This is a genomic window from Hydrogenophaga sp. A37, from assembly GCF_002001205.1.
In the GTDB taxonomy this organism is placed as follows: domain Bacteria; phylum Pseudomonadota; class Gammaproteobacteria; order Burkholderiales; family Burkholderiaceae_C; genus Hydrogenophaga.
On sequence record NZ_MUNZ01000077.1, the window covers coordinates 46,041 to 66,302 of the forward strand.

16 protein-coding genes are annotated in these 20,262 nt (G+C 65.8%); 1 reads left to right on the plus strand and 15 read right to left on the minus strand.

What is annotated here, in order from left to right:
• Position 1: 1 nt before the first annotated feature.
• From B0E41_RS06615 to gabT, 12 genes are all read right to left on the minus strand, one after another.
• The gene (locus tag B0E41_RS06615; RefSeq protein WP_077330179.1) at positions 2–1,477 is read right to left on the minus strand and encodes an inorganic phosphate transporter; all 1,476 of its coding nucleotides are present in this window, start codon (positions 1,475–1,477) and stop codon (positions 2–4) included.
• Positions 1,478–1,751: 274 nt separating this feature from the next.
• Positions 1,752–3,242, minus strand: a complete 1,491-nt coding sequence (locus B0E41_RS06620) for an NAD-dependent succinate-semialdehyde dehydrogenase (RefSeq protein ID WP_077330181.1) — start codon at positions 3,240–3,242, stop codon at positions 1,752–1,754.
• A gap of 109 nt (positions 3,243–3,351) precedes the next feature.
• Positions 3,352–4,431: an ABC transporter substrate-binding protein gene (locus B0E41_RS06625; protein WP_077330183.1), complete on the minus strand. Its 1,080-nt coding sequence runs from the start codon at positions 4,429–4,431 to the stop codon at positions 3,352–3,354.
• Between the two features lie 16 nt (positions 4,432–4,447).
• Positions 4,448–4,732 (minus strand): cupin domain-containing protein, encoded by a 285-nt coding sequence (locus tag B0E41_RS06630; RefSeq protein WP_077330185.1) that lies wholly within the window; start codon positions 4,730–4,732, stop codon positions 4,448–4,450.
• Positions 4,733–4,751: 19 nt separating this feature from the next.
• A complete protein-coding gene (speB, locus tag B0E41_RS06635) occupies positions 4,752–5,708 on the minus strand; it encodes an agmatinase (protein ID WP_077330187.1) in 957 nt (318 codons plus the stop codon).
• A 7-nt stretch (positions 5,709–5,715) separates the two neighbouring features.
• Entirely contained in the window at positions 5,716–6,321 is a 606-nt protein-coding gene (locus B0E41_RS06640) for a GNAT family protein (RefSeq protein ID WP_077330189.1), read from the minus strand.
• A 133-nt stretch (positions 6,322–6,454) separates the two neighbouring features.
• Positions 6,455–7,273 carry an ABC transporter permease gene (locus B0E41_RS06645; protein ID WP_077330213.1) on the minus strand — a complete coding sequence of 273 codons (819 nt, stop codon included), beginning with the start codon at positions 7,271–7,273 and terminating at the stop codon, positions 6,455–6,457.
• A 2-nt stretch (positions 7,274–7,275) separates the two neighbouring features.
• The gene (locus B0E41_RS06650) at positions 7,276–8,523 is read right to left on the minus strand and encodes an ABC transporter permease (RefSeq protein ID WP_143433703.1); all 1,248 of its coding nucleotides are present in this window, start codon (positions 8,521–8,523) and stop codon (positions 7,276–7,278) included.
• Positions 8,520–9,551, minus strand: coding sequence for an ABC transporter substrate-binding protein (locus B0E41_RS06655; RefSeq protein ID WP_143433704.1), 1,032 nt, complete (start codon positions 9,549–9,551; stop codon positions 8,520–8,522). Before B0E41_RS06655 ends, B0E41_RS06650 begins: the two co-directional genes overlap by 4 nt.
• Before the next feature lie 148 nt (positions 9,552–9,699).
• Positions 9,700–10,782, minus strand: coding sequence for an ABC transporter ATP-binding protein (locus B0E41_RS06660; RefSeq protein ID WP_077330191.1), 1,083 nt, complete (start codon positions 10,780–10,782; stop codon positions 9,700–9,702).
• Positions 10,783–10,821: 39 nt separating this feature from the next.
• Positions 10,822–12,009 (minus strand): CaiB/BaiF CoA-transferase family protein, encoded by a 1,188-nt coding sequence (locus tag B0E41_RS06665; protein WP_216350738.1) that lies wholly within the window; start codon positions 12,007–12,009, stop codon positions 10,822–10,824.
• Positions 12,006–13,304 (minus strand): 4-aminobutyrate--2-oxoglutarate transaminase, encoded by a 1,299-nt coding sequence (gene gabT / locus B0E41_RS06670; protein WP_077330195.1) that lies wholly within the window; start codon positions 13,302–13,304, stop codon positions 12,006–12,008. Before gabT ends, B0E41_RS06665 begins: the two co-directional genes overlap by 4 nt.
• Positions 13,305–13,448: 144 nt before the next feature.
• Here gabT and B0E41_RS06675 point away from each other — a divergent pair, with 144 nt between their 5' ends.
• The gene (locus tag B0E41_RS06675; protein WP_077330197.1) at positions 13,449–14,852 is read left to right on the plus strand and encodes a PLP-dependent aminotransferase family protein; all 1,404 of its coding nucleotides are present in this window, start codon (positions 13,449–13,451) and stop codon (positions 14,850–14,852) included.
• 36 nt (positions 14,853–14,888) lie between these two features.
• Here the strand turns inward: B0E41_RS06675 and galE are convergent, their stop codons facing one another.
• The 3 genes from galE to B0E41_RS06690 form a co-directional block, all read right to left on the minus strand.
• Entirely contained in the window at positions 14,889–15,863 is a 975-nt protein-coding gene (galE, locus tag B0E41_RS06680; protein ID WP_077330217.1) for a UDP-glucose 4-epimerase GalE, read from the minus strand.
• Positions 15,860–18,106 (minus strand): UDP-glucose--hexose-1-phosphate uridylyltransferase, encoded by a 2,247-nt coding sequence (locus tag B0E41_RS27490; RefSeq protein ID WP_077330199.1) that lies wholly within the window; start codon positions 18,104–18,106, stop codon positions 15,860–15,862. The genes galE and B0E41_RS27490 overlap by 4 nt, the downstream gene beginning before the upstream one ends.
• The coding region (locus tag B0E41_RS06690) for an alpha-galactosidase (RefSeq protein WP_077330201.1) at positions 18,103–20,262 on the minus strand (2,160 nt) is incomplete at its 5' end. The genes B0E41_RS27490 and B0E41_RS06690, both read right to left, overlap by 4 nt.

The window sequence follows — 20,262 nt, forward strand, 5'->3', positions numbered from 1 at the left end:
ATCAGGCGATGAATACGCGGTGGGCCAGCCAGTACAGGCCGGCGGCCAGTGCCATGGACACGGGCAGTGTCAGCACCCAGGCGATCAGGATGCTGCCCACGGTCTTGCTCTGCAGGCCGCTGCGGTTGGCCACCATGGTGCCGGCCACACCGGACGACAGCACGTGGGTTGTGGACACAGGGAGTGAAAACACGTTGGCCAGACCGATGGCCATGGCCGCCGTCACCTGCGCGCTCATGCCTTGGGAATAGGTCATGCCCTGTTTGCCGATCTTTTCCCCCACAGTCTTCACCACGCGTTTCCAGCCGATCATGGTGCCGATGCCCAGCGCCAGGGCCACGGCGATCACCACCCAGAAAGGGGCGTATTCGGTGGATGCGGTCAGGTCTTTGCGAAGACGGGCGAGATCGCGCTTTTCCACGGAGGGCAGGTAGGCCAGGCGGGACACCTTGCGGGCGGTGTCGTCCAGGCACAGGATGTAACGGCGGATGTCGACGCGCTCCTGGGGCGCCAGCGAGGCGTAGTTCGTCACGCCGGCCAGGCCGCGCTGCAGGGCGGCAATGGTGATTTCGGTCTGGTGCGGGTCGCAGCTGAACTTGGCGGGCAGCTCGGTGCCATTGGACTTGCCCAGCGCCAGGTAGGACGACAGGGTGGCGTCGTTGCGCTGGTAAAAATCGCTGAGGTACATGGCCGCATCGCGCGTGCGGTCGATCTCGTACTTGCTGCTGCTCAGATCGAGCACGAAATACGAGGGCACGATACCGATCAACACCAGCATGATCAGACCGATGCCCTTCTGACCGTCGTTGGAGCCGTGCACGAAGCTCACCCCCAGCGCCGAGAGCACCAGCACCATGCGGCTCCAGAACGGCGGGTGCTTCTTGCCCACGTCTTCCATCCGCTTCTCAGGCGTCTTGTGCATGGCCGAGCGTGGCTTCCACCATTTCAGGACCACCAGGATCAGGCCTGCCACCATGAACCCGGCAACGGGCGACAAGACCAACGAGACCGCGATGTCGATCGCCTTCTGCCAGTTCACGCCCTGCGAGAGTTCGATGTCGGTGATCAGCGCGTTGGCCATGCCCACGCCCAGGATGGACCCGATGAGCGTGTGCGAGCTGGAGGCGGGGATGCCAAGGAACCAGGTGCCCAGGTTCCAGGCGATGGCCGCCGTCAAGAGCGAAAAGACCATGGCCAGACCCCGCCCGGAGTCCACGTCGATCAGCAGCTCGACGGGCAGCAGGTGCACGATGGCGTAGGCCACGCCCACACCACCGAGCAGCACGCCAAGAAAGTTGAACACGCCCGACGAAAACACCGCCACCGAGGGCGGCATGGCCCGGGTGTAGATCACGGTGGCCACCGCGTTGGCGGTGTCGTGGAAGCCGTTGATGAATTCAAAGGCGAGAACGAACAACAGGGCCAACAGCAAGCTGATGAGGAGCCAGGGTTCGATGCTTCCGAGCATGGAGATCATGGGGGTGTGTGCAGACAAGCAAAGAGGCTGCCATTTGTGGCAGCCTCTTTACATTGGTGTGAAGAATTGATGACAGCTCGGATTTTCGCTCATTCCGTGAAGCCAGCCCGCACCCGACCGGCGAACGCTGCTCGCCAGGCCTGATACGGCTTTGCCTTCAAACGTATAACTGCGTTGCTTCGCCTTGCCGTGCTTTCGCACTGTCTGCGGCTTCGCGCCTTGTTCTACGCTTGAATGCAAAGCCGTATGAATGACCTCGATGGTCAGACCCGGATCATTTGAGGATGTCGCCCAGGCAGAGGTACTTGATCTCGACGTAGTCGTCCATGCCGTGGTGTGAGCCTTCGCGGCCCAGGCCCGACTGCTTCACGCCGCCAAACGGCACGTGTTCGGTGGCCAGGATGCCGACGTTGATGCCGACCATGCCGTACTCCAGCGCTTCGGCCACGCGGTAGATGCGGCCAATGTCTCGGCTGTAGAAATAGCTGGCCAGGCCGAACTCGGTGTTGTTGGCTGCGTCGATGGCTTCCTGCTCGGTCTTGAATTTGAACACCGGCGCGAAGGGGCCGAAGGTTTCTTCCTTGGCACAGAGCATGTCGGCGGTCGCGTCGGCCACCACGGTGGGTTCGAAGAACTGGCCGCTGCCCATGTCGTTCAGGCGCTGACCGCCGGCCAGGATGCGGCCGCCCTTGGCCTTGGCGTCGTCCACATGGCGCTGCACTTTCTCCAACGCGGCTTCTTCGATCAGCGGACCCTGGTTCACGCCGTCTTCAAAACCGTTGCCGACCTTGGCGGTTTTCACCTTGGCGGCGAATTTGGCGACGAAGGCGTCGTACACGCCTTCCTGCACGTAGAAGCGGTTGGTGCAGACGCACGTCTGACCGGCGTTGCGGTACTTGCTGGCGAAGGCGCCTTCGACAGCGGAGTCGATGTCGGCATCGTCGAACACGATGAAGGGCGCATTGCCGCCGAGTTCGAGCGACAACTTCTTCACCGTGGGCGCGCTCTGCGCCATCAGGATGCGGCCCACTTCGGTGGAACCGGTGAAGCTGATGTGGCGCACCACGTCGCTGGCGCAGATGACCTTGCCCACGGCGATGGAGTTGGACGCATCGGCGGTGATCAGATTGAACACGCCGGCCGGGATGCCGGCGCGGATGGCCAGCTCGGCCGCGGCCAGCGCGGTCAGCGGCGTGAGTTCGGCAGGCTTAATGATGACGGGGCAGCCGGCGGCCAGCGCGGGCGCCACCTTGCGGGTGATCATGGCGAGCGGGAAGTTCCAGGGCGTGATGGCCGCGCAGACACCGATGGGCTGCTTGAGCACCATCAGGCGGCGGTTGTTGTCGAACTGCGGCAGGGTCTCGCCGTTCACGCGCTTGGACTCTTCGGCGAACCACTCGACGAAGCTCGCGCCATAGGCCACTTCGCCCTTGGCTTCGGCCAACGGCTTGCCCTGTTCGGCGGTCATGATGCGGCCCAGGTCGTCCTGGTTGGCCATCAGCAGGTCGTACCACTTGCGCAGGATGATGCTGCGCTCTTTGGCGGTCTTGCCCTTCCAGCCGGCCCAGGCCGCGTTGGCGGCGGCAATGGCTCTTTCGGCATCGGCCGGGCCGAGGTTGGCCACATCGGCGAGCTTCAGGCCGGTGGCCGGGTCGAGCACGTCAAAACGGCTGGCGCCTTTGACCCACTCGCCGTTGATCAGCGCGTCGGTTTTGAGCAAGGTCGGGTCGTTCAGCAGAGCAAGGGGGGAGGTCTTCATGTCCATGGGATGTCTCTCGTTGAAAGCGGGGGGAAAAGATTTTATTTAATTTATTAAACAATTGCGACCAAGGGGCGTCGTCGCCCCCCTGGGCAGCAGGGAAATTCGTCGAGATTCACTTCAGCAGATCGGCCAGCTTTTTCTCGATCTGTGCCCCGTTGGACACCCAGTAGACCGGGCTGAAGGCCAGGGCTCGGCGCAGGTTGCCGGGGGCCGAGGGCAGGTCGCTGGGCGCCATCGACAGGTCGATCAGGTGCTTGTTGTCGGGCACGCGCTTGCGGCCGGTGTCGTAAGCGAGGATCGCGTTGTAGTTGGTCGGGCCGTAGGTGATCTCGCGCGAGAAGGCCAGCTGCGCCGGGTCGGAGGTCGCGAAGTTCACGAAGGCTTGGGCCTGGTCCACGCGGGGCGAACCCTTGATGATCGCCCAATAGTCCAGGTCGTAGATGGCGTCGTTCCAGGCGATGGTCAGGCCGCTGGCCCCTTCGGCAACCGCCGCCGAGATGCGACCGTTGTAGGCCGTGCTCATGACCCACTCGCCGCTGGCCAACATCTTGGGCGGCTGCGAGCCGGATTCCCACCAGACGATGTGAGGCTTGAGCTGCTGCAGCTTGTTGAGCGCGCGCTGCAAGCCGGCCTCGGTGGCCAGCAGTGCATAGACGTCGCGGCGGTGCACGCCATCGGCCATCAGCGCAAATTCGAGGTTGTAACGAGCACCCTTGCGCATGCCGCGCTTGCCCGGGATTTTCTGCACGTTCCAGAAGTCGGCCCAACTGGTCGGGGTGGTCTTCAGATTCGCACTGTTGTAGGCCAGCACCGTCGACCAGACAAAGGCGCCGACACCGCAGGGCTGCACGCTCCCGGGCATGAGCATCGACGCGTTCTTGATCTGTGCCTTGTTGAAGGGCTCAAACAGCCCCTCTTTGCAACCCATGGTCAGTTCGGATGATTCCACCTCGACCACGTCCCAGGTGGGCTTTTTGGCCTGCACCATCTTGCGCACCGCGCCCAGGTCGCCGTCGTACTCCACGCCCTGGGCGGGAATGTTCGACTCACGGGAAAAGGGCTTGAGGAACGCCACTTCCTGCGCCTTGCCGTTGGCGCCACCGAAGTTCGCCACCACCAGCGGAAGCGGCGTCTGTGCCATGGCCATGGCGGGGAGTGCGATGACCAGCAGGGTCAGGTGTGAGCTTGGCATGGTGATGGTGTGGGGTTCAGCGCATTTCGATTTCCACGAACACGACTTCGTGTCCGGTGGGGTTGATGACGTTGTGCTCCACGCCCACGTTTCGGGTGTACGACTGGCCCAGCGTCAGCGGTGCCGTGCGGTTGCCTTCGGGCGTTTCCAGCAGCAGCTCGCCGCCGGTCATCGGCACGACCACGTAGTCGTGTGCGTGGCGGTGCCAGCCCGTCTCCGCCCCCGGCGCGAAACGCCACTCGGTGACGATCACGCGTTCATTGAAAATCTGCACGGTGGGGACGGCTTGGGGACGGTTCATGGGGGGCATTCCTCGGGGTTCAGCGGTAGGCCACGCCGGGCAACACGCACAGCATTTCGAAGAGCAGGTTGGCGCCCAGCAGGGCGGTATTGCCACTGGTGTCGTAGGCCGGGGACACTTCAACCAAATCGCAACCCACCAGATTCAGTCCGCGACAGCCGCGGATGATCTCCAATGCCTGCGGCACATTGAGGCCACCGATCTCTGGCGTGCCGGTGCCGCCCGCGTAAGCCGGGTCGATGCCATCGATGTCGAAGCTGAGGTAGGTGGGCGTGTCCGGGCCGATCTTGGCGCGGATCTGCGCCATCAGCGGCGCCAGGCTGGTCCACCAGACCTCGTGCGCGGGCACCACGGTGAAGCCTTGCTGGCGCGGCCAGTCAAAGTCTTCGGCCGAATAGCCGCTGCCACGCAGGCCGATCTGCCAGACCTTGTCGCCGATCAGCAGGCCTTCTTCCACCGCGCGGCGGAAGGGCGTTCCGTGCGCAATGGCCTCACCGAACATGTCGGGGTTCACGTCGGCGTGGGCGTCCACATGGATCATCGCCACCGGGCCGTGTTGGGCCTTCATCGCGCGCAGGATGGGCAGGGCGATGGTGTGGTCGCCACCGAGCGTGAGCGGGATGCAGCCGGCCGCGATGATCGGGCGGTAGTGCTGCTCGATGAGGTCCACCGACTTCAGCAGGTTGTAGGTGTTGATCGCCACATCGCCGAGGTCGGCGACCTGCAGGGCATCGAAGGGCGCAGCGCCCGTGGCCATGTTGTAGGGGCGGATCAGGCAAGACTCTGCGCGGATCTGGCGCGGGCCGAAACGCGCGCCGGGCCGGTGGCTGGTGCCGGTGTCCAGCGGCACGCCGATGAAGCCGGCGTTGAGGCCTTCGGCGCTGCTGGCCACGGGCAGCCGCATCATGCTGGCGAGGCCGCCGAAGCGCGGCATGGCATTGCCGCCGAGGGGCTGGTTGAAAGCAGATTCGCTCATGGCGTTCTCAGGTTCGGGGGCGGCTGAGCTGGAAGTCCAGATGGGCCTTCACCGTTGGCCATTCGCAGGCCAGGATGCTGTAGACGCAGGTGTCGCGCAGCGTGCCTTGGGCGTCGGGGTGTTTGTTGATCTGGTGCGATCGCAGCACGCCGTCCAGTTTGGCGCCCAGGCGTTCGATGCCGCGCCGGCTCTGGTGGTTGAAGAAGTGCGTGCGGAACTCCACCGCGATGCAGTCCAGCGCCTCGAAGGCGTGCGTCAGCAGCAGGCGTTTGCATTCGGTGTTGAGCGGGCTGCGCTGCACGGCGCTGCGGTACCAGGTGGAGCCGATCTCGACCCGGCGGTTGGCGGCGTCGATGTTCATGTAAGTGGTCATGCCCACCGCTTTGCCGCTCGCATCGAGCACAGCGAAGGGCAACATGCTGCCCGCCCGCTGCAGGCCCAGGCGCCGCTGGATCTCGGCGGCCATGCCCTCGGGCGTGGGGATGGCGGTGTACCAGAGATTCCAGAGCTCGCCGTCGCGCACGGCCTCGACCAGATCGTCGTGATGTTCGGCGTGCAGTGGTACCAGGCGGGTGTGCTGGTCGGTCAGGGTGGTGTCGGTGGTGAAGTGCATGGGCCGGATTCGGTTGGGGGGCGGGCTGATCGGTCAGTAAGGGCCTTGGCACTTGGCGGATGCTGGTGTTCGGCAGCATCGAAACGCCCATGTTCCAGCATGGCCAGTGAGGCCCGGCGGACCAGATCCCGGTTCACTTGCGGCGACCGCGCAGCCACTCCAGCGTGAGCATCAACGCGGTCGTGAACAGGATCAGCAGCGTGGCGACGGCGGCGATGGTGGGTGAGATGTTTTCGCGGATGCCGGTGAACATCTGGCGCGGCAGCGTGACCTGCTCGGGGCCGGCGAGGAACAGCGTCACGACCACTTCGTCAAACGAGGTGGCGAAGGCGAACAGCGCGCCCGAAATCACGCCCGGTGCGATGACCGGCAAGGTCACGCGAAAGAAAGTCTCCAGCGGGCTCGCGCCCAGGCTCAGGCTGGCCTTGACCAGGTTCTGGTTGAAGCTCTGGAGTGTGGCCATCACGGTGGTCACCACGAAGGGCGCGCCGAGTGCGGCGTGCACCAGGATCAGGCCGAGGTAGGAGTCGTTCAGGCCCCAGCGCGCGAAGTACAGGTAGGTGCTCACGGCGACCACCACGATGGGCACCACCATGGGCGCGATCAGCAGGCCGGTGATGAAGCTCTTGCCGAAGAACTTGGTGTGGGCCAGGCCCATCGCCGCCAGCGTGCCGAGTGCCGTGGCGAGCAGTGTGGCCAGCGGGGCGACGATGAAGCTGTTCTTCGCGGCGCGCGACCAGTCGTCGGACGCGAACATCTCGCGGTACCACTTCAGCGACCAGCCTTCGATGGGATAGGCGAGGAACGAGGAGTCGCTGAACGACAGCGGGATGATCACCACCACCGGAAGCAGCAGGAAGGCCAGCACGGCCACGCTGCCGAAGCGCAGGGCGAACCAGCCCAGCTTGTCGAGCAGGGTGTAGTAGGCAGGGAAGTCGGGCAGTTTGAACATCTTCATCCCAAGCTCAACTCGGATTTGGAAACCTTGCGGTACACGGCGTAGAGGATCAGCGTCGTGGTCAGCAGCACGCCGCCGAGCGCGCAGGCCATGCCCCAGTTCACTTCCACGTTGGTGTACTGCGCCACGTAGTAGCTCAGCATCTGGTCGCTCGGGCCGCCGAGCAGGGCGGGCGTCACGTAGTAGCCGATGCTGGTGATGAAGACCAGCAGGCCGCCCGCGGCCACGCCGGGGTAGGTCTGCGGCAGGTAGACGCGCACGAAAGCGGCAAACGGTGCGCTGCCCAGCGAGATGGCGGCGCGCAGGTAGTTGGGTGGCACCGACTTCATGACGCTGTACAGCGGCAGGATGGCGAACGGCAGCAGGATGTGGACCATCGCGATGATCACGCCCACGCGGTTGAACAGCAGCGGAATCGGCGTGTCGGTGACGCCCAGCCACATGAAGAAACGGTTGACCAGGCCGTTGTTCTGCAACAGCACGATCCAGGCGGCGATGCGCACCAGCACCGAGGTCCAGAACGGCAGCAAGACCAGGATCAGCATCACATTGGCCTTGCGCTCGGAGAGCGTGGAGAGCCAGAAGGCCAGCGGGTAGGCCAGCAGCAGACAGAAGAAAGTGACGACCGCGCTCATCTGGAAGGTGCGGCCGAGGATGTCGCTGAAGGCGGCTTCGCCTTCGCCCACCTGGACGATGTCACCCTGCGGCGTGCGCTTCAGGTCGACCGCCGTCAGCAGGTAGTCGGGTGTCCAGCGCGAGCTGTTTTTGGCGATGGCCTGCCAGTAGGGCAGCTCTTCCCAGCGCGCGTCTTGTTCGATCAGCAGGGCTTTGGCCGCGTCGGGGCCGAGGTTCTCGCCTTTGAGCTCTTCGGACTGCAGGGCCCGGTAGGTGCCCATGACCAGCGAGCGGGCACCGGCCACCTCGCTGTTGAGGCGCCGCGCCAGCACACCGGCTTGCGCGGTTTCTTCAATGGCCGACAGGTCGGCCAGCACCGCGGCATAAGCCTCGGCGGGGGGCGGGCTGTTGCGATCCCAGTCGCTCAGCGCCTGCCCCGTTCGGGGCAGCACGTCGGCCACTTCGGGGTTCTCAACCGCCCGCACCAGCAAGGACGCCAGTGGAACCAGAAAAAACACCAGCAGGAATGCCAGCAGGGGCACGGTCAACGCAAACGCGCGCGTCTTGCGGCGCCGTTCGGCGCGGCCCAGTTGGGCTGCCAGATCAAGGGTTCCACCGGCCATCATCATTGCGCTGCCCAGGCCGAGAAGCGCTTCTCCAGGGCTTCACCCTGGTCGGCCCAGAAGCCGATGCCGAACTGCAGCGCGTCCTTGCTGTTGGCGGCGGACGTGGGCAGCAGGCCCAGCACCTTGGCGTCGAGCTTGGCCAGCGCCTTGTTGTTGGTCGGGCCGTAGCTGATGTTCTTGGCGTACTCGGCCTGCGCATCCGGCGAGCTGGCCATGGCGATGAACTTCAGGGCGGCGTCCTTGTTGGGCGTGCCCTTGGGCATGACCCAGTAGTCCAGGTCGTAGATGCCACCGGTCCAGGTGATCTTGAGGTTCTTGCCTTCGCGTTGGGCGGCGTCAATGCGGCCGTTGTAGGCGGTGGTCATGGCCACGTCGCCGGCGACCAGGAACTGCGGCGGCTGCGCGCCGGCTTCCCACCACTGGATGTTGGGCTTGAGTTCGGTCAGCTTCTTGAACGCACGCTCGGCGCCGTCCTTGGTGGCCAGCACCTTGTAGACGTCGGCGGTCTTGACACCGTCGGCCATCAGGGCGAATTCGAGGTTGTAGCGGGCGCCCTTGCGCATGCCGCGCTTGCCGGGGAATTTCTTCACGTCCCAGAAATCGGCCCAGGTGGTGGGCGCGGTCTTGAGCTTGTCGCCGTCGTAGGCCATCACGGTGGACCACACAAAGGTGCCGACGCCGCATTCGTGCACGGCGGCTTTCTGGAAGTCGGCTTTGTTGCCGACCTTGGCCCAGTCCATCTTCTCGAACAGGCCTTCGTCACAGCCGCGGCTCAGGTCCGGGCTCTCGACTTCGACCACGTCCCAGGTGACTTTCTTGGCTTCGACCATGGCCTTGATCTTGGCCTGTTCGCCGTTGTATTCCACGGCGGTGATCTTGCCGCCACCGGCTTTTTCGTAGGCTTCGAAATAGGCCTTTTTCTGGGCGGCACCGTTGGCGCCACCGAAGTTGACGACGGTGAGCTGGCTCTGGGCCATCACCGGCAGGGCGACCATCATGGCCGCGGCCAGGAAAACAGGTTTCAGTTTCATCGGACTTATCTCCAGGGGTTGAGGAACGGGGAACAAGAAATCGGCCATGCACCGGGGTGAGGTCTCCACGGGGGCAGCCGTGGAACCGGCTTCGCCGGGCCACAAGCTGCGTCCCCCAGGGGGGAAGACACGAAGCGGCGCAGGGGGGTCATTTGTAAATGCGCAGGTGCTCGGATGGGATGTGCAGGTGGACCGTCTGGCCAGCGGCCATGTGGCCCAGGTGCTGCAGCGGCACTTTCACACTGAGTTCGGGCTGACCGGGCACCACACAGCGCAGGCGCAGGTGGTCACCGAAATAGATCACGTCCGTGACGGTGGCGAGCAGCCGGTTGTCGCTGCTGCTTTCAGCGCCGACCAGCGCGATGCGCTCGGGGCGCACGCTGCACTGCACCGTGTCGCCGACCTGGGCGTGGTTGACGTTGACACCATGCAGGTGCACGCCGTCGGCGAGCTGCACCTCGCAGGTCTCTCCGTGGTTGTGGATCACGCGCGCATCGAGCACCGAGTTGTCGCCCACGAAGCCCGCAACGAAGCGGTTGGCCGGCGTTTCATACAGGCGGTCCACCACGTCGATCTGCTGGATCACGCCTTCATTGAACACCGCCACACGGTCGGACATGGTGAGCGCTTCTGACTGGTCGTGCGTCACGTAGACGAAGGTCACGCCCAGGCGCCGGTGCAGCGCCTTGAGCTCGAGTTGCATGTGCTCGCGCAATTGCTTGTCGAGCGCACCCAGTGGCTCGTCCATCAGCACCAACTGCGGGTCGAACACCAGGGCGCGGGCCAGGGCCACACGCTGTTGTTGGCCGCCCGACATCTGCGACGGATAGCGCGCACCCATGTGGCCCATTTGCACCATGTCGAGCGCGCGCTTGACCTTGGTGTCGATGTCGTTCTTGTCGAGCTTGCGCACGGTGAGCGGGTAGGCGATGTTGTCGGCCACCGTCATGTGCGGGAACAGGGCGTAGTTCTGGAACACCATGCCGAAGTTGCGCTTGTGCGGCGGTGTGCGTGTGATGGGCACACCGTCCAGGCTGATCTCGCCCGAGGTCGGTGACTCGAAGCCGGCCAGCATCATCAGCGTGGTGGTCTTGCCCGAGCCCGAGGGGCCGAGCAGCGAGAGGAACTCGCCTTTCTGGATCTCCAGGTTGAGGTCGCGCACCACCAGGGTGTGGCCGTCGTAGGTTTTTTGCACACCGGTGAAGGTGACGAGTGCGGTGCTCTGTGTCATGAACGCGGGCGGGTCGTGTGTGTGGGACTGAAGGAGGGTTCAGGACGTTGCATGCAACCATCGTGCCGGGTGGGCACCGAGGGCCGGTGGCGACAGCTCGGCCACGGGCCGTTGTCCGTCGAGCACCATGGGGTTCGCAATCATGGGCGGCGTGCCGTCCAATCCGGGTTGTAGCCGCAAACCGCGCGCAGCGACATGGGGATGTTCCATGACTTGAGCCACATCAAGGATCGGCGAGCAGGGCACACCGGCGCGGTCGAGCAGCTGCACCCAGTCGGCGGTGTCGCGCTGCAGCGTCCAGCCGGTGAGCAGCGGCACCAGCGTGGCGCGGTGTTCGACGCGCGCCGGGTTGGTCGAGAAGCGTGTGTCTCGCGAGACTTCCGGGTGGTCGCAGGCTTCGCAGAAGCGGGCGAACTGGCCGTCGTTGCCCACGGCCAGCACCATGTGGCCGTCGCGCGTGGGAAACACCTGGTAGGGCACGATGTTCGGGTGTGCGTTGCCCATGCGGGTGGGCGTCTTGTGGCCGATCAGCTGGTTGCTCGCCTGGTTGGCCAGCATGGCGACCTGCACGTCGAACAGGGCGGCGTCGATGTGGCGGCCCCGCCCAGTGCGCTCGCGCTCATGCAGCGCGGCGAGGATGGCGGTGGTGGCGTAGACCCCGGTCATCAGGTCGGTCACGGCCACGCCGACCTTCTGCGGCTCTTCGCCCAGGTTGCCGGTGATGCTCATCAGGCCCCCCTCGGCCTGGATGGCGAAGTCGTAGCCGGCCTTGTGCGCCAGCGGGCCGTTTTGCCCATACCCGGTGATCGAGCAGTAGATCAGGCGCGGGTTGATGGCCTGCAGGCTGGTGGCGTCGAGCCCGTATCTGGCGAGCTGGCCCACCTTGTAGTTTTCGATCAGCACGTCCGCTTCACGCGCCAGTTCGCGCACCTGCTGGATGCCTTCGCCGCTGGCGATGTCGATCGCCACCGAGCGCTTGCCGCGGTTGGCACAGATGAAATAGGCAGCGACTTTTTGATCGCCTTCACCCCACCACGGTGGACCCCAGCTGCGGGTGTCGTCACCGGCGCCGGGGCGTTCCACCTTCAGGACTTCGGCGCCGTAGTCGGCCAGCAACTGACCGGCCCAGGGGCCGGCCAATACGCGGGACAGGTCGAGCACGCGCACGCCCGCGAGCGGGCGGGGCATCGCGCTGCTCGCGCCGTTGGGGGGCTGATCTGAGCTCATGCCGCCAGAGCGGCTTCGAGCGAGGCGGCAATGATCGCCAGACCCTCGTCCAGCACCGCATCACTCGCAGTCAGCGGCACCAGGATGCGCACCACGTTGCCGTAGGTGCCACAGGTCAGGATGATCAGGCCGCGTTTCGTGGCTTCGGCGGCGAGGGCCTTGGTCAGATCGGCGTCGGGCTGGTGCACGTCACCGTTCTTGCACAGTTCCATGGCGACCATGGCGCCCAGGCCGCGCACGTCGGCGATGCATGGGTGCTTCTTGGCCAGCGTCTGCAGGCTGGCGGTGATGCGCTGGCCCACGTCGCGGCTGCGCTGCAGCAGGTCGTGTTTTTCAAACTCGTCCATCACGGCCAGGGCCGCGGCGCAGGCCATCGGGCTGCCGGCGTAGGTGCCGCCCAGCCCGCCGGCGGCGGGCGCGTCCATCACCTCGGCGCGGCCGACCACGGCCGAGATCGGGAAACCACCGGCCATGGACTTGGCCAGGGTGATCAGGTCGGGCGCGACGCCGCTCTGTTCGCAGGCGAACCAGGTGCCGGTGCGGCCGGCGCCGGTCTGCACCTCGTCGCAGACCAGCAGGATGCCGTGCTGGTCGCACAGCGCGCGCAGGCGCTGCATCAGCTCGGGAGGCGCCACGTTGAAACCACCTTCGCCCTGCACCGGCTCGATGATGATGGCCGCCACACGGCGGGCTTCGATGTCGTTCTTGAAAATCTGCTCGACCGAGTCGATCGCGTCCTGAACGCTCACACCGTGCAGCGCATTGGGGAAGCGGGCGTGGAAGATTTCGCCGGGGAAGGGGCCGAAGCCGGTTTTGTACGGGGCGACCTTGCCTGTCAGGCCCAGCGTCATCATGGTGCGGCCGTGGTAGCCGCCGGTGAAGGCGATCACGCCCGCGCGGCCGGTGTGGGCGCGGGCGATCTTGATGGCGTTTTCCACCGCTTCGGCGCCGGTGGTGAGAAACAGGGTTTTCTTGGCGAAGTCGCCCGGGGCCTTGGCGTTCAGGCGCTCGGCGAGCTCCACATAGGGCTCGTAGGCCAGCACCTGGAAGCAGGTGTGGGTGTACTGGTCGAGCTGAGCCTTCACGGCCTCGATCACGGCCGGGTTGCGGTGGCCGGTGTTGAGCACGGCGATGCCACCGGCGAAGTCGATGTAGCGGCGGCCTTCCACGTCCCAGATCTCGGCGTTGTCGCCCTTGGCGATGAAGATCTGGTGGCTGTGGCCCACGCCGCGCGGGATGGCGGCCTGGCGGCGGGCCATGAGCAGGGCGTTGGTGGCTTGGGATTCGCGTTGCATGCAGGGGCTCCGATGAGAAAGAAAATTCAGGCTGGGGCGGACTGTAGGGCTCGCAGGCCACCGCTAACATATACAGACAGTGCCTGCACAGCGATGCACTGTGCAGCCCCACAGACCTGTACACATTTACCCTGATAGCGCCCCATGTTCACCCTGAACCCCAAAAGCACCAGCCCGCTCGTGGTGCAGATCGTCGAGGGGTTTCGCGACCTGATCCAGAGCGGCAACCTGCGCCCCGGTTCCAAGGCGCCCTCCATCCGCCACTTCGCCCATGCCCACGGCGTGAGCGTGTACACCGTGGTCGATGCCTACGACCGGCTGGTGGCGCTGGGCTACTTCGTCTCGCGCCCGCACTCGGGGTTTTTCGTGCGCAAGCGCGAAGGCGTGGCGCCGCAGGCCCCTGGCACGCTGCCCTCGGAAACGGCGAACTACAACTTCGACTCCATGTGGTACCTGCGCCGGGTGTTCGAAGCCCGCGCGCTGCGCATGAAGCCGGGCTGCGGCTGGCTGCCGGGCAACTGGCTGTTCGAAGAAGGTCTGCGCCGCAGCCTGCGCACGCTGGCCGGGGAAAACGTGGACCTCGGCGGCTACGGCGAGCCCAAGGGGTTTTCGCCGCTGCGCCAGCTGGTGCGCGACCTGCTGGCTGAGCAGGAGATCGCTGTCAGCGCCGACCAGGTGCTGCTCACGCAAGGCTCCAGCCAGGCGATGGACCTGGTGGCGCGCCGCCTGGTGCGCCCGGGCGATGCGGTGCTGGTGGACGATCCCGGCTATCCCAATCTGCTGTTTTCGCTGCGCTTCCTGGGCGCCCGGCTGATCGGCGTGCCGCGCACCCCGGCCGGCTACGACCTGGCCGCTCTCGAAGCCCTGGTGCTGGAGCACAAGCCCAAGGTGTTTTTCACCCAGCCGCGCCTGCAAAGCCCCACCGGCTCGGTGGCCAACCTCGCGCACCTACACCGCGTGGTGCAGCTGGCCGAGCAGCACCAGTTCACCGTGGTTGAAAACGACATCTACGCCGACCTCGATCCCGAGCCGCGGCCCTCTCTGGCCAGCCTGGACCAGCTGCAGCGCGTGGTCTACATCAGCAGTTTTTCCAAGACCATCTCCCCCAACATCCGCGTCGGCTTCATGGCAGCGCCGCCCGACCTGCTGGAAGACTTTGCCCAGCTCAAGATGATCTCGGGCCTCACCTCATCGGAGTTCAGCGAACGCCTGGCCTATGGTGCGTTGGTGGACGGGCGCTGGCGCAAGCACCTGCGCAGCCTGCGCGAGCGGCTGGCGCAGGCGCACCAGCGCGTGGCGCAGCAGCTGGAGAACGTGGGTTTTGAGCTGTTCTGCGAGCCCAAGGCGGGCATGTTTTTGTGGGCACGGCACCCCGACATCCAGAACGCCACCGAGCTGGCCTACAAGGCCGCGGAGCAGGACATCCTGCTCGGCCCCGGCCACCTGTTTGCACCCGACCTGCAGCCCAGCCCCTGGTGCCGATTCAATGTGGCGTTCACCGAAGAGCCGCAGGTGCTGGCGTTTTTGAAAGCCCAGTTGCATGGGTGAGTGATGGTGGGGTGTCCGGCCGCACCCGATCTGGACTCAACGCGCTCGCGTCTCCCACCGCCACGCATGCTCCACCAAGGTCTCGAGCGCCGCGTGTTGCGGCCTCCACCCCAACGCCTGCGTTGCCGCCGCTGAATGGGCCACCAGCCTGGCTGGATCGCCCGCACGCCTGGGGCTGTCCACCACGGTGATCTTGCAGCCTGTCACCTGTCGGGCCACCTCAATCACTTCCTGGACCGAAAACCCATTGCCGTTGCCCAGGTTGTAGGCCTGGCTGTCGGCGCCTTGCATCAGGGTCTGTAGCGCCAGCCAGTGCGCCTGGCACAGGTCAGCGATGTGCACGTAGTCGCGGATGCAAGTGCCATCGGGCGTGTCGTAGTCGCGGCCGAACACGCTGATGTGCGAGCGCCTGCCTGAGGCCGCTTGCAGCACCAGCGGAATCAGATGCGTCTCGGGCTCGTGGCGTTCGCCCAACTGGCCTTCGGGGTCGGCACCCGCCGCATTGAAATAGCGCAGACACACCGACTTGATGCCATAGGCGTGGTCGTAGTCGGCCAGCGCCTGCTCCACCATCAGTTTGCTGCGGCCATAGGGGTTGATGGGCTGCTTCGGGTGTGCTTCACCGATGGTGGCGCTTTGGGGTTCGCCAAAGATCGCTGCCGTGGACGAAAAGATGAACCGGTGCACCCTCGCCACGCGCATCGCGTTGAGCAGGTTCAGCGTGTTGACGAGGTTGTTCTCGTAGTACTTGCCGGGGTCGAGCACCGACTCGCCCACCTGAATGTGCGACGCAAAATGCATCACCGCGTCAAAGCGCTGGCTTGAAAACAGCTGGGCCAACAAGGCCTTGTCGGCCAGGTCGCCGTGGATGAAAGCCCCATGCAGCACAGCGTCTCGGAAGCCGCCACTCAGGTTGTCGAGTGTGGTCACCCGGCAGCCCAGGGCGCCCAGGTGTTTGACCATGTGTGAACCGATGTAGCCGGCACCGCCGACGACCAGGATGTGGGTCACGGCGTGGCCGTCTGTCTTGAGGTGTCGGTCAGCACCGATGCGCCGGCCGAGGCCTTGCACACATAAACCGCCGCCGTCTTGCCGCTGGGCGCTCTGTAGTGGGTTTCCACCGCGTGGCGCGCCGTCTGGACCAGGGTTTCGGGCAGCAGTGCGACCACGCAGCCGCCGAAGCCGCCACCGGTCATGCGTGCGCCGCCCTGATCGCCGATAGCGGTTTGCAGGATCTGCACCAGTTCGTCGATCGCCGGCACGGTGATGTCGAAGTCGTCGCGCATGGAGGCGTGGGAGGCCGCCATCAACCGACCCAGGCCACACAGGTCGCCCGTGGCCAGCGCCTGGGTCGCCTCCAGCGTGCGCGCGTTTTCGGTGACGATGTGGCGTGCACGCCGCAGGACCACCGGGTCCAGTCCATGGGCTTGCCGTTGCAGTTGATCCAGGCTCACATCGCGCAGCGCCGCGACACCGAAATGCCGGGCTGCGGCTTCGCATTGGGCGCGCCGGGCGTTGTATTCGCCGTCCACCAGCCCGCGCGGCACATGCGAGTTGACGATCATCACCGCCAGGTCGCTGGGCAGCGCCACGGGCTGCAGGGTGAGTGAGCGGCAGTCGATCAGCAGCGCGTGGCCCACCTGGCCGCGGGCCGAGATCAGCTGGTCCATGATGCCGCAGTTCACGCCCACGAAATGGTTCTCGGCCTGCTGGGCGATCAACGCGAGGTCGGTGACGCTCACGCTGTCCAGTCCACACAGGGCCTTGAAAGCCAGGCCCACGGCCACTTCGAGCGAGGCCGAGGACGACAGGCCCGTGCCTTGTGGCACGTCGCCTGCCATCACCAGGTCCAGGCCTTGCAGTGGCAGGCCGCGCTTCAGCAGTTGCTGCACCACGCCGCGCGCATAGTTGGCCCACGAGGCGTCCCCGTGGCGGGCTTCAATGGGTTCGTCGAGTGAGAACTCGTCGATGGCTTCTGCACGGTCGCAAGCCACCAGGCGCACCCGACGGTCGTTGCGCGGCCCTGCCGCGATCAGTGTCTCGAAGTTGATCGCGCAGGGCAGCACAAAACCACCGTTGTAGTCGGTGTGTTCGCCGATCAGATTGACCCGTCCCGGCGCGCGCACCAATTGGCTGGCCTGGTGGCCGGTGTGGCGTTGAAAGGCGTCGTTGACCTTTTGGTGCAGGCTGGTTGTGACCGGTGCAACGGCTTCACGGTAGTGCACGGGACTCACGGAGCGCAGGCGCTGCGCCGCCTGCTCGGGGGTCAGGTCGCGCTGTGCCTCGGCCAGCATTTCATAGCCGACCATGAATTTGCGCACCGAGGCCGAACGCAACAACGGTGGGTAGAAGTGGGCGTGCAATTGCCAGGGTGCCGGGTCGTTTGCTGTGTCAAACGGCGCACCGTGCCAGCCCATGGAATACGGAAACGAGCACTGGAACAGGTTGTCGTAGCGCGAGCTCAGTTGTTTGAGCGCGAGGGCCAGATCGGCGCGCTGTGCGGGGCTCAGTTGCGGCAGTTGCTGCACGGCAAAACGCGGCAGCAGCAGGGTCTCGAACGGCCAGGTGGCCCAGAACGGGACGATGGCCACCCAATGCTCTGTGAGCACGACCACGCGTTCGCCAAGAGCGATTTCGCGTTCGACCAGGCCGAGCAGCAGAGGGTGGCCGTGTTCGGCGTGCCAGGCACGCTGCCGCAGGTCTTCGGTGGCGGCTTCGGTGGGCACGAAGTCGGTGGCCCAGACCTGACCATGCGGGTGCGGGTTCGAGCAGCCCATCAGGGCGCCCTTGTTCTCAAACACCTGTACCCAGGGGTAGATGGCGCCGAGTTCGGCTGACTGGCTGCACCAGGTGTCGATCACCGCTTCGATGGCGGCGAGCGGCAGCTCGGGCAGCGTCTTTCCGTGGTCTGGCGAGAAACAGATCACCCGGCTGGTGCCGCGCGCGTTGCGCACCTGGAACAGCGCTTCGCTGGATGAGGGGGCGTCAGGGGCCTGCGGCGCGACGGCGGCGAAGTCGTTGGTGAAAACAAAGCTGCCGCGGTAGGCCGGGTTGGTTTCACCGGTCACTCGCTGGTTGCCCGCGCACAGAAAACACGTGGCGTCGTGCGCCGGGCGCTCGCTGTTGTCGGGCGCCTCCTGCTGCCCTTGCCAGGGACGTCTGGCGCGGTGCGGAGAGACCAGCACCCATTCACCGTTCAGCGGGTTGAAGCGGCGGTGGGCGTGCTCGGACACATCAAAGCTGCCCGCGCTCATGGTTCGATCCTCTGCAGGCGAACGATGAAGCAGGTTTCGGCCGTGGCGCGCGGCATCGGAAGGCCGGTCTGGGCGAGCCAGGCGCCGTCCATGTCGACGCCGGACGCCAGAAGCTCCGAGAAGAACGGTGCTGGCGACTGCAACGCACCGTCGCCATCCATCGCCACCAACTGCTGCACGCGGTAGCGCGCACGGGCATCGAGCATGGGCAGTTGCAGGGGTGGGGTGTAGCGGTGCGAGCTCGGCGCGGTGCGAAAGACAAACAGCAAGATGTTGTTGGCTTCAGGGTCGCCGTGCGCTTGCCACACCAGGCTGTCGGCGCCTTCGCCGCGCCAGACCTGTCCGTGGTGGATCTGCTCGCGCCAAGCCTTGTAGCGGCCGATCCAGGCGCCGAGTTGCTCGCGCATGGTGGCGCTGAGCAGGCGCACGTCGAGCTCCACACCCAGATGGCCGGTCATGGCGACGGCAGCGCGAAACGCCAGCGACTGGCTGCGCCCGGTGGTGTGGGCCGGTGCGGTGCCAATGTGCGAGCCCAGAATTTCGGGTGGGAAAAACTGGCCGAAGCCGCGCTGGATGTCCACGCGAGAGAGTGCGTCGATGCAGTCGCTGCCCCAGACGCGGTGGGTGTGGCGCAGCATCGCAAAGTCGATGCGACCGCCCCCGCCCGAGCAGCTTTCGATCTCCACACCGGGGTGTGCTTCGCGCAGCCGCGCCAGCAGCGCATACACCGCCAGCACCTGCACCCGGTAGCCGGCCGTGCCCACGCCGCCGGCCAGCGCGGCGGTGGTGAGGTCGCGGTTGTGGTCCCACTTCAGGTAGCGGATCGGCAGGCTGTGCAGCAGGGCGCTGAGCTTTTCAAACAGATAGTCGGCCGCTGGCGGATGGGCGATGTTGAGCACCAGCTGGTGACGCCCCGTGATCAGGGCGCGCCCGGCGATCTGCAGCGCCCAGTCGGGGTGGGCGCGGAACAGATCGCTGTCGGGGTTGACCATTTCGGGCTCGACCCAGAGGCCGAACTCCATGCCGAGTGCATTCACATGGCTGGCCAGTGGCGCCAGACCGTCGGGGAATTTTCCGGTGTCCGTCCACCAGTCGCCCAGGCCGGCGCGGTCGTTGTGGCGGCCCTGGAACCAGCCGTCATCGAGCACAAACCGCTCGATACCGACCTCGGCCGCGGCGCTGGCCAACGCCATCACGTCGGTGGGTTCGAGGTCGAAATAGAACGCTTCCCAGGTGTTCAGGTGCACTGGGCGCGGTCGCATCGTGCCCCCGGGCCAGTTCAGGCGCGCGCGCAGTTCGCGGTGGAAGTTGGCGGCCAGGCCGTTCAGGCCCTGCATCGAGCAACTGGCCACCACCTCGGGCGTCAGCAGGTGCTCGCCGGGCTGCAGCAGGCCTTCGCCCGGGGCCAGCCATTCGCCGAGTTGCCACTGGTACTGGCCGTCGTGCAGCCATTCGATGCTTTGCTGGTGGTTGCCCGACCAGGCCAGGTGCGCGCCAAACACCAGGCCGCTGTGCTCGGTGCTGCCGGGCGTGGTCACCACGGCGCCGGGAAAACAGTCGTGCGATGTGCGGCCGCGGCGGTTTTCGCGGCGCCAGAGGCTGCGGCTGAGGGTGTCGGTCTGCAGCATGAACTCGTGGTTGTGTTGCCCGGCGTAGGAGCGCACCTGGGTGGCCTGGCCGGGCAGTGGCAGCGTGGCCGCTGCCAGCCACTGCACATCGAGTGCACCGGCGCCCAGGTTGGTGATGCCGGTCTGCAGGGTGAGCACGTCGCTGGCGGGGTCGAGCGAGAGGCGCAGGTCGATGCGCAGTTGGGCCACGGCGTCGTTCAGGTGCAGCACCAGGCTCTGGCCCGGTGTGAGCCATTCGATCTCGCACGCGGTGATGGCCTGCGCAAAATCCTGGCCGTTGCGGTGGGCGAGCAGGGCGCTCTGGCCGAACCAGCCCACACCGAAGCTGGGCAACACGGTCAGCGGCTGATCGAAGTCCAGCATGAACGAGGGCAGGGCACGCGTGGCGCGCAGCGCCGGTGCCGCTGCGCTGTCGGGCAGGCGCGGGCCCCAGTAGCGCCAGAGCGGGGCTTCATGGGGCGGGCATTCGAGCAGCAGGCTGCTGTGGGTGCCGTGCAGGGCGATGAAGGTGGCGGGCGGGCGGGCGTG

Coding starts and splice junctions, on each gene's coding strand:
- B0E41_RS06630 (WP_077330185.1), bottom strand. CDS start 4,732: ATGAACCGTCCCCAAGCCGTCCCCACCGTGCAGATTTTCAATGAACGC.
- B0E41_RS06655 (WP_143433704.1), bottom strand. CDS start 9,551: ATGAAACTGAAACCTGTTTTCCTGGCCGCGGCCATGATGGTCGCCCTG.
- gabT (WP_077330195.1), bottom strand. CDS start 13,304: ATGCAACGCGAATCCCAAGCCACCAACGCCCTGCTCATGGCCCGCCGC.
- B0E41_RS06675 (WP_077330197.1), top strand. CDS start 13,449: ATGTTCACCCTGAACCCCAAAAGCACCAGCCCGCTCGTGGTGCAGATC.
- B0E41_RS06665 (WP_216350738.1), bottom strand. CDS start 12,009: ATGAGCTCAGATCAGCCCCCCAACGGCGCGAGCAGCGCGATGCCCCGC.
- speB (WP_077330187.1), bottom strand. CDS start 5,708: ATGAGCGAATCTGCTTTCAACCAGCCCCTCGGCGGCAATGCCATGCCG.
- B0E41_RS06625 (WP_077330183.1), bottom strand. CDS start 4,431: ATGCCAAGCTCACACCTGACCCTGCTGGTCATCGCACTCCCCGCCATG.
- B0E41_RS06615 (WP_077330179.1), bottom strand. CDS start 1,477: ATGATCTCCATGCTCGGAAGCATCGAACCCTGGCTCCTCATCAGCTTG.
- B0E41_RS06645 (WP_077330213.1), bottom strand. CDS start 7,273: ATGTTCAAACTGCCCGACTTCCCTGCCTACTACACCCTGCTCGACAAG.
- B0E41_RS27490 (WP_077330199.1), bottom strand. CDS start 18,106: ATGAGCGCGGGCAGCTTTGATGTGTCCGAGCACGCCCACCGCCGCTTC.
- B0E41_RS06660 (WP_077330191.1), bottom strand. CDS start 10,782: ATGACACAGAGCACCGCACTCGTCACCTTCACCGGTGTGCAAAAAACC.
- B0E41_RS06620 (WP_077330181.1), bottom strand. CDS start 3,242: ATGGACATGAAGACCTCCCCCCTTGCTCTGCTGAACGACCCGACCTTG.
- B0E41_RS06640 (WP_077330189.1), bottom strand. CDS start 6,321: ATGCACTTCACCACCGACACCACCCTGACCGACCAGCACACCCGCCTG.
- B0E41_RS06650 (WP_143433703.1), bottom strand. CDS start 8,523: ATGATGATGGCCGGTGGAACCCTTGATCTGGCAGCCCAACTGGGCCGC.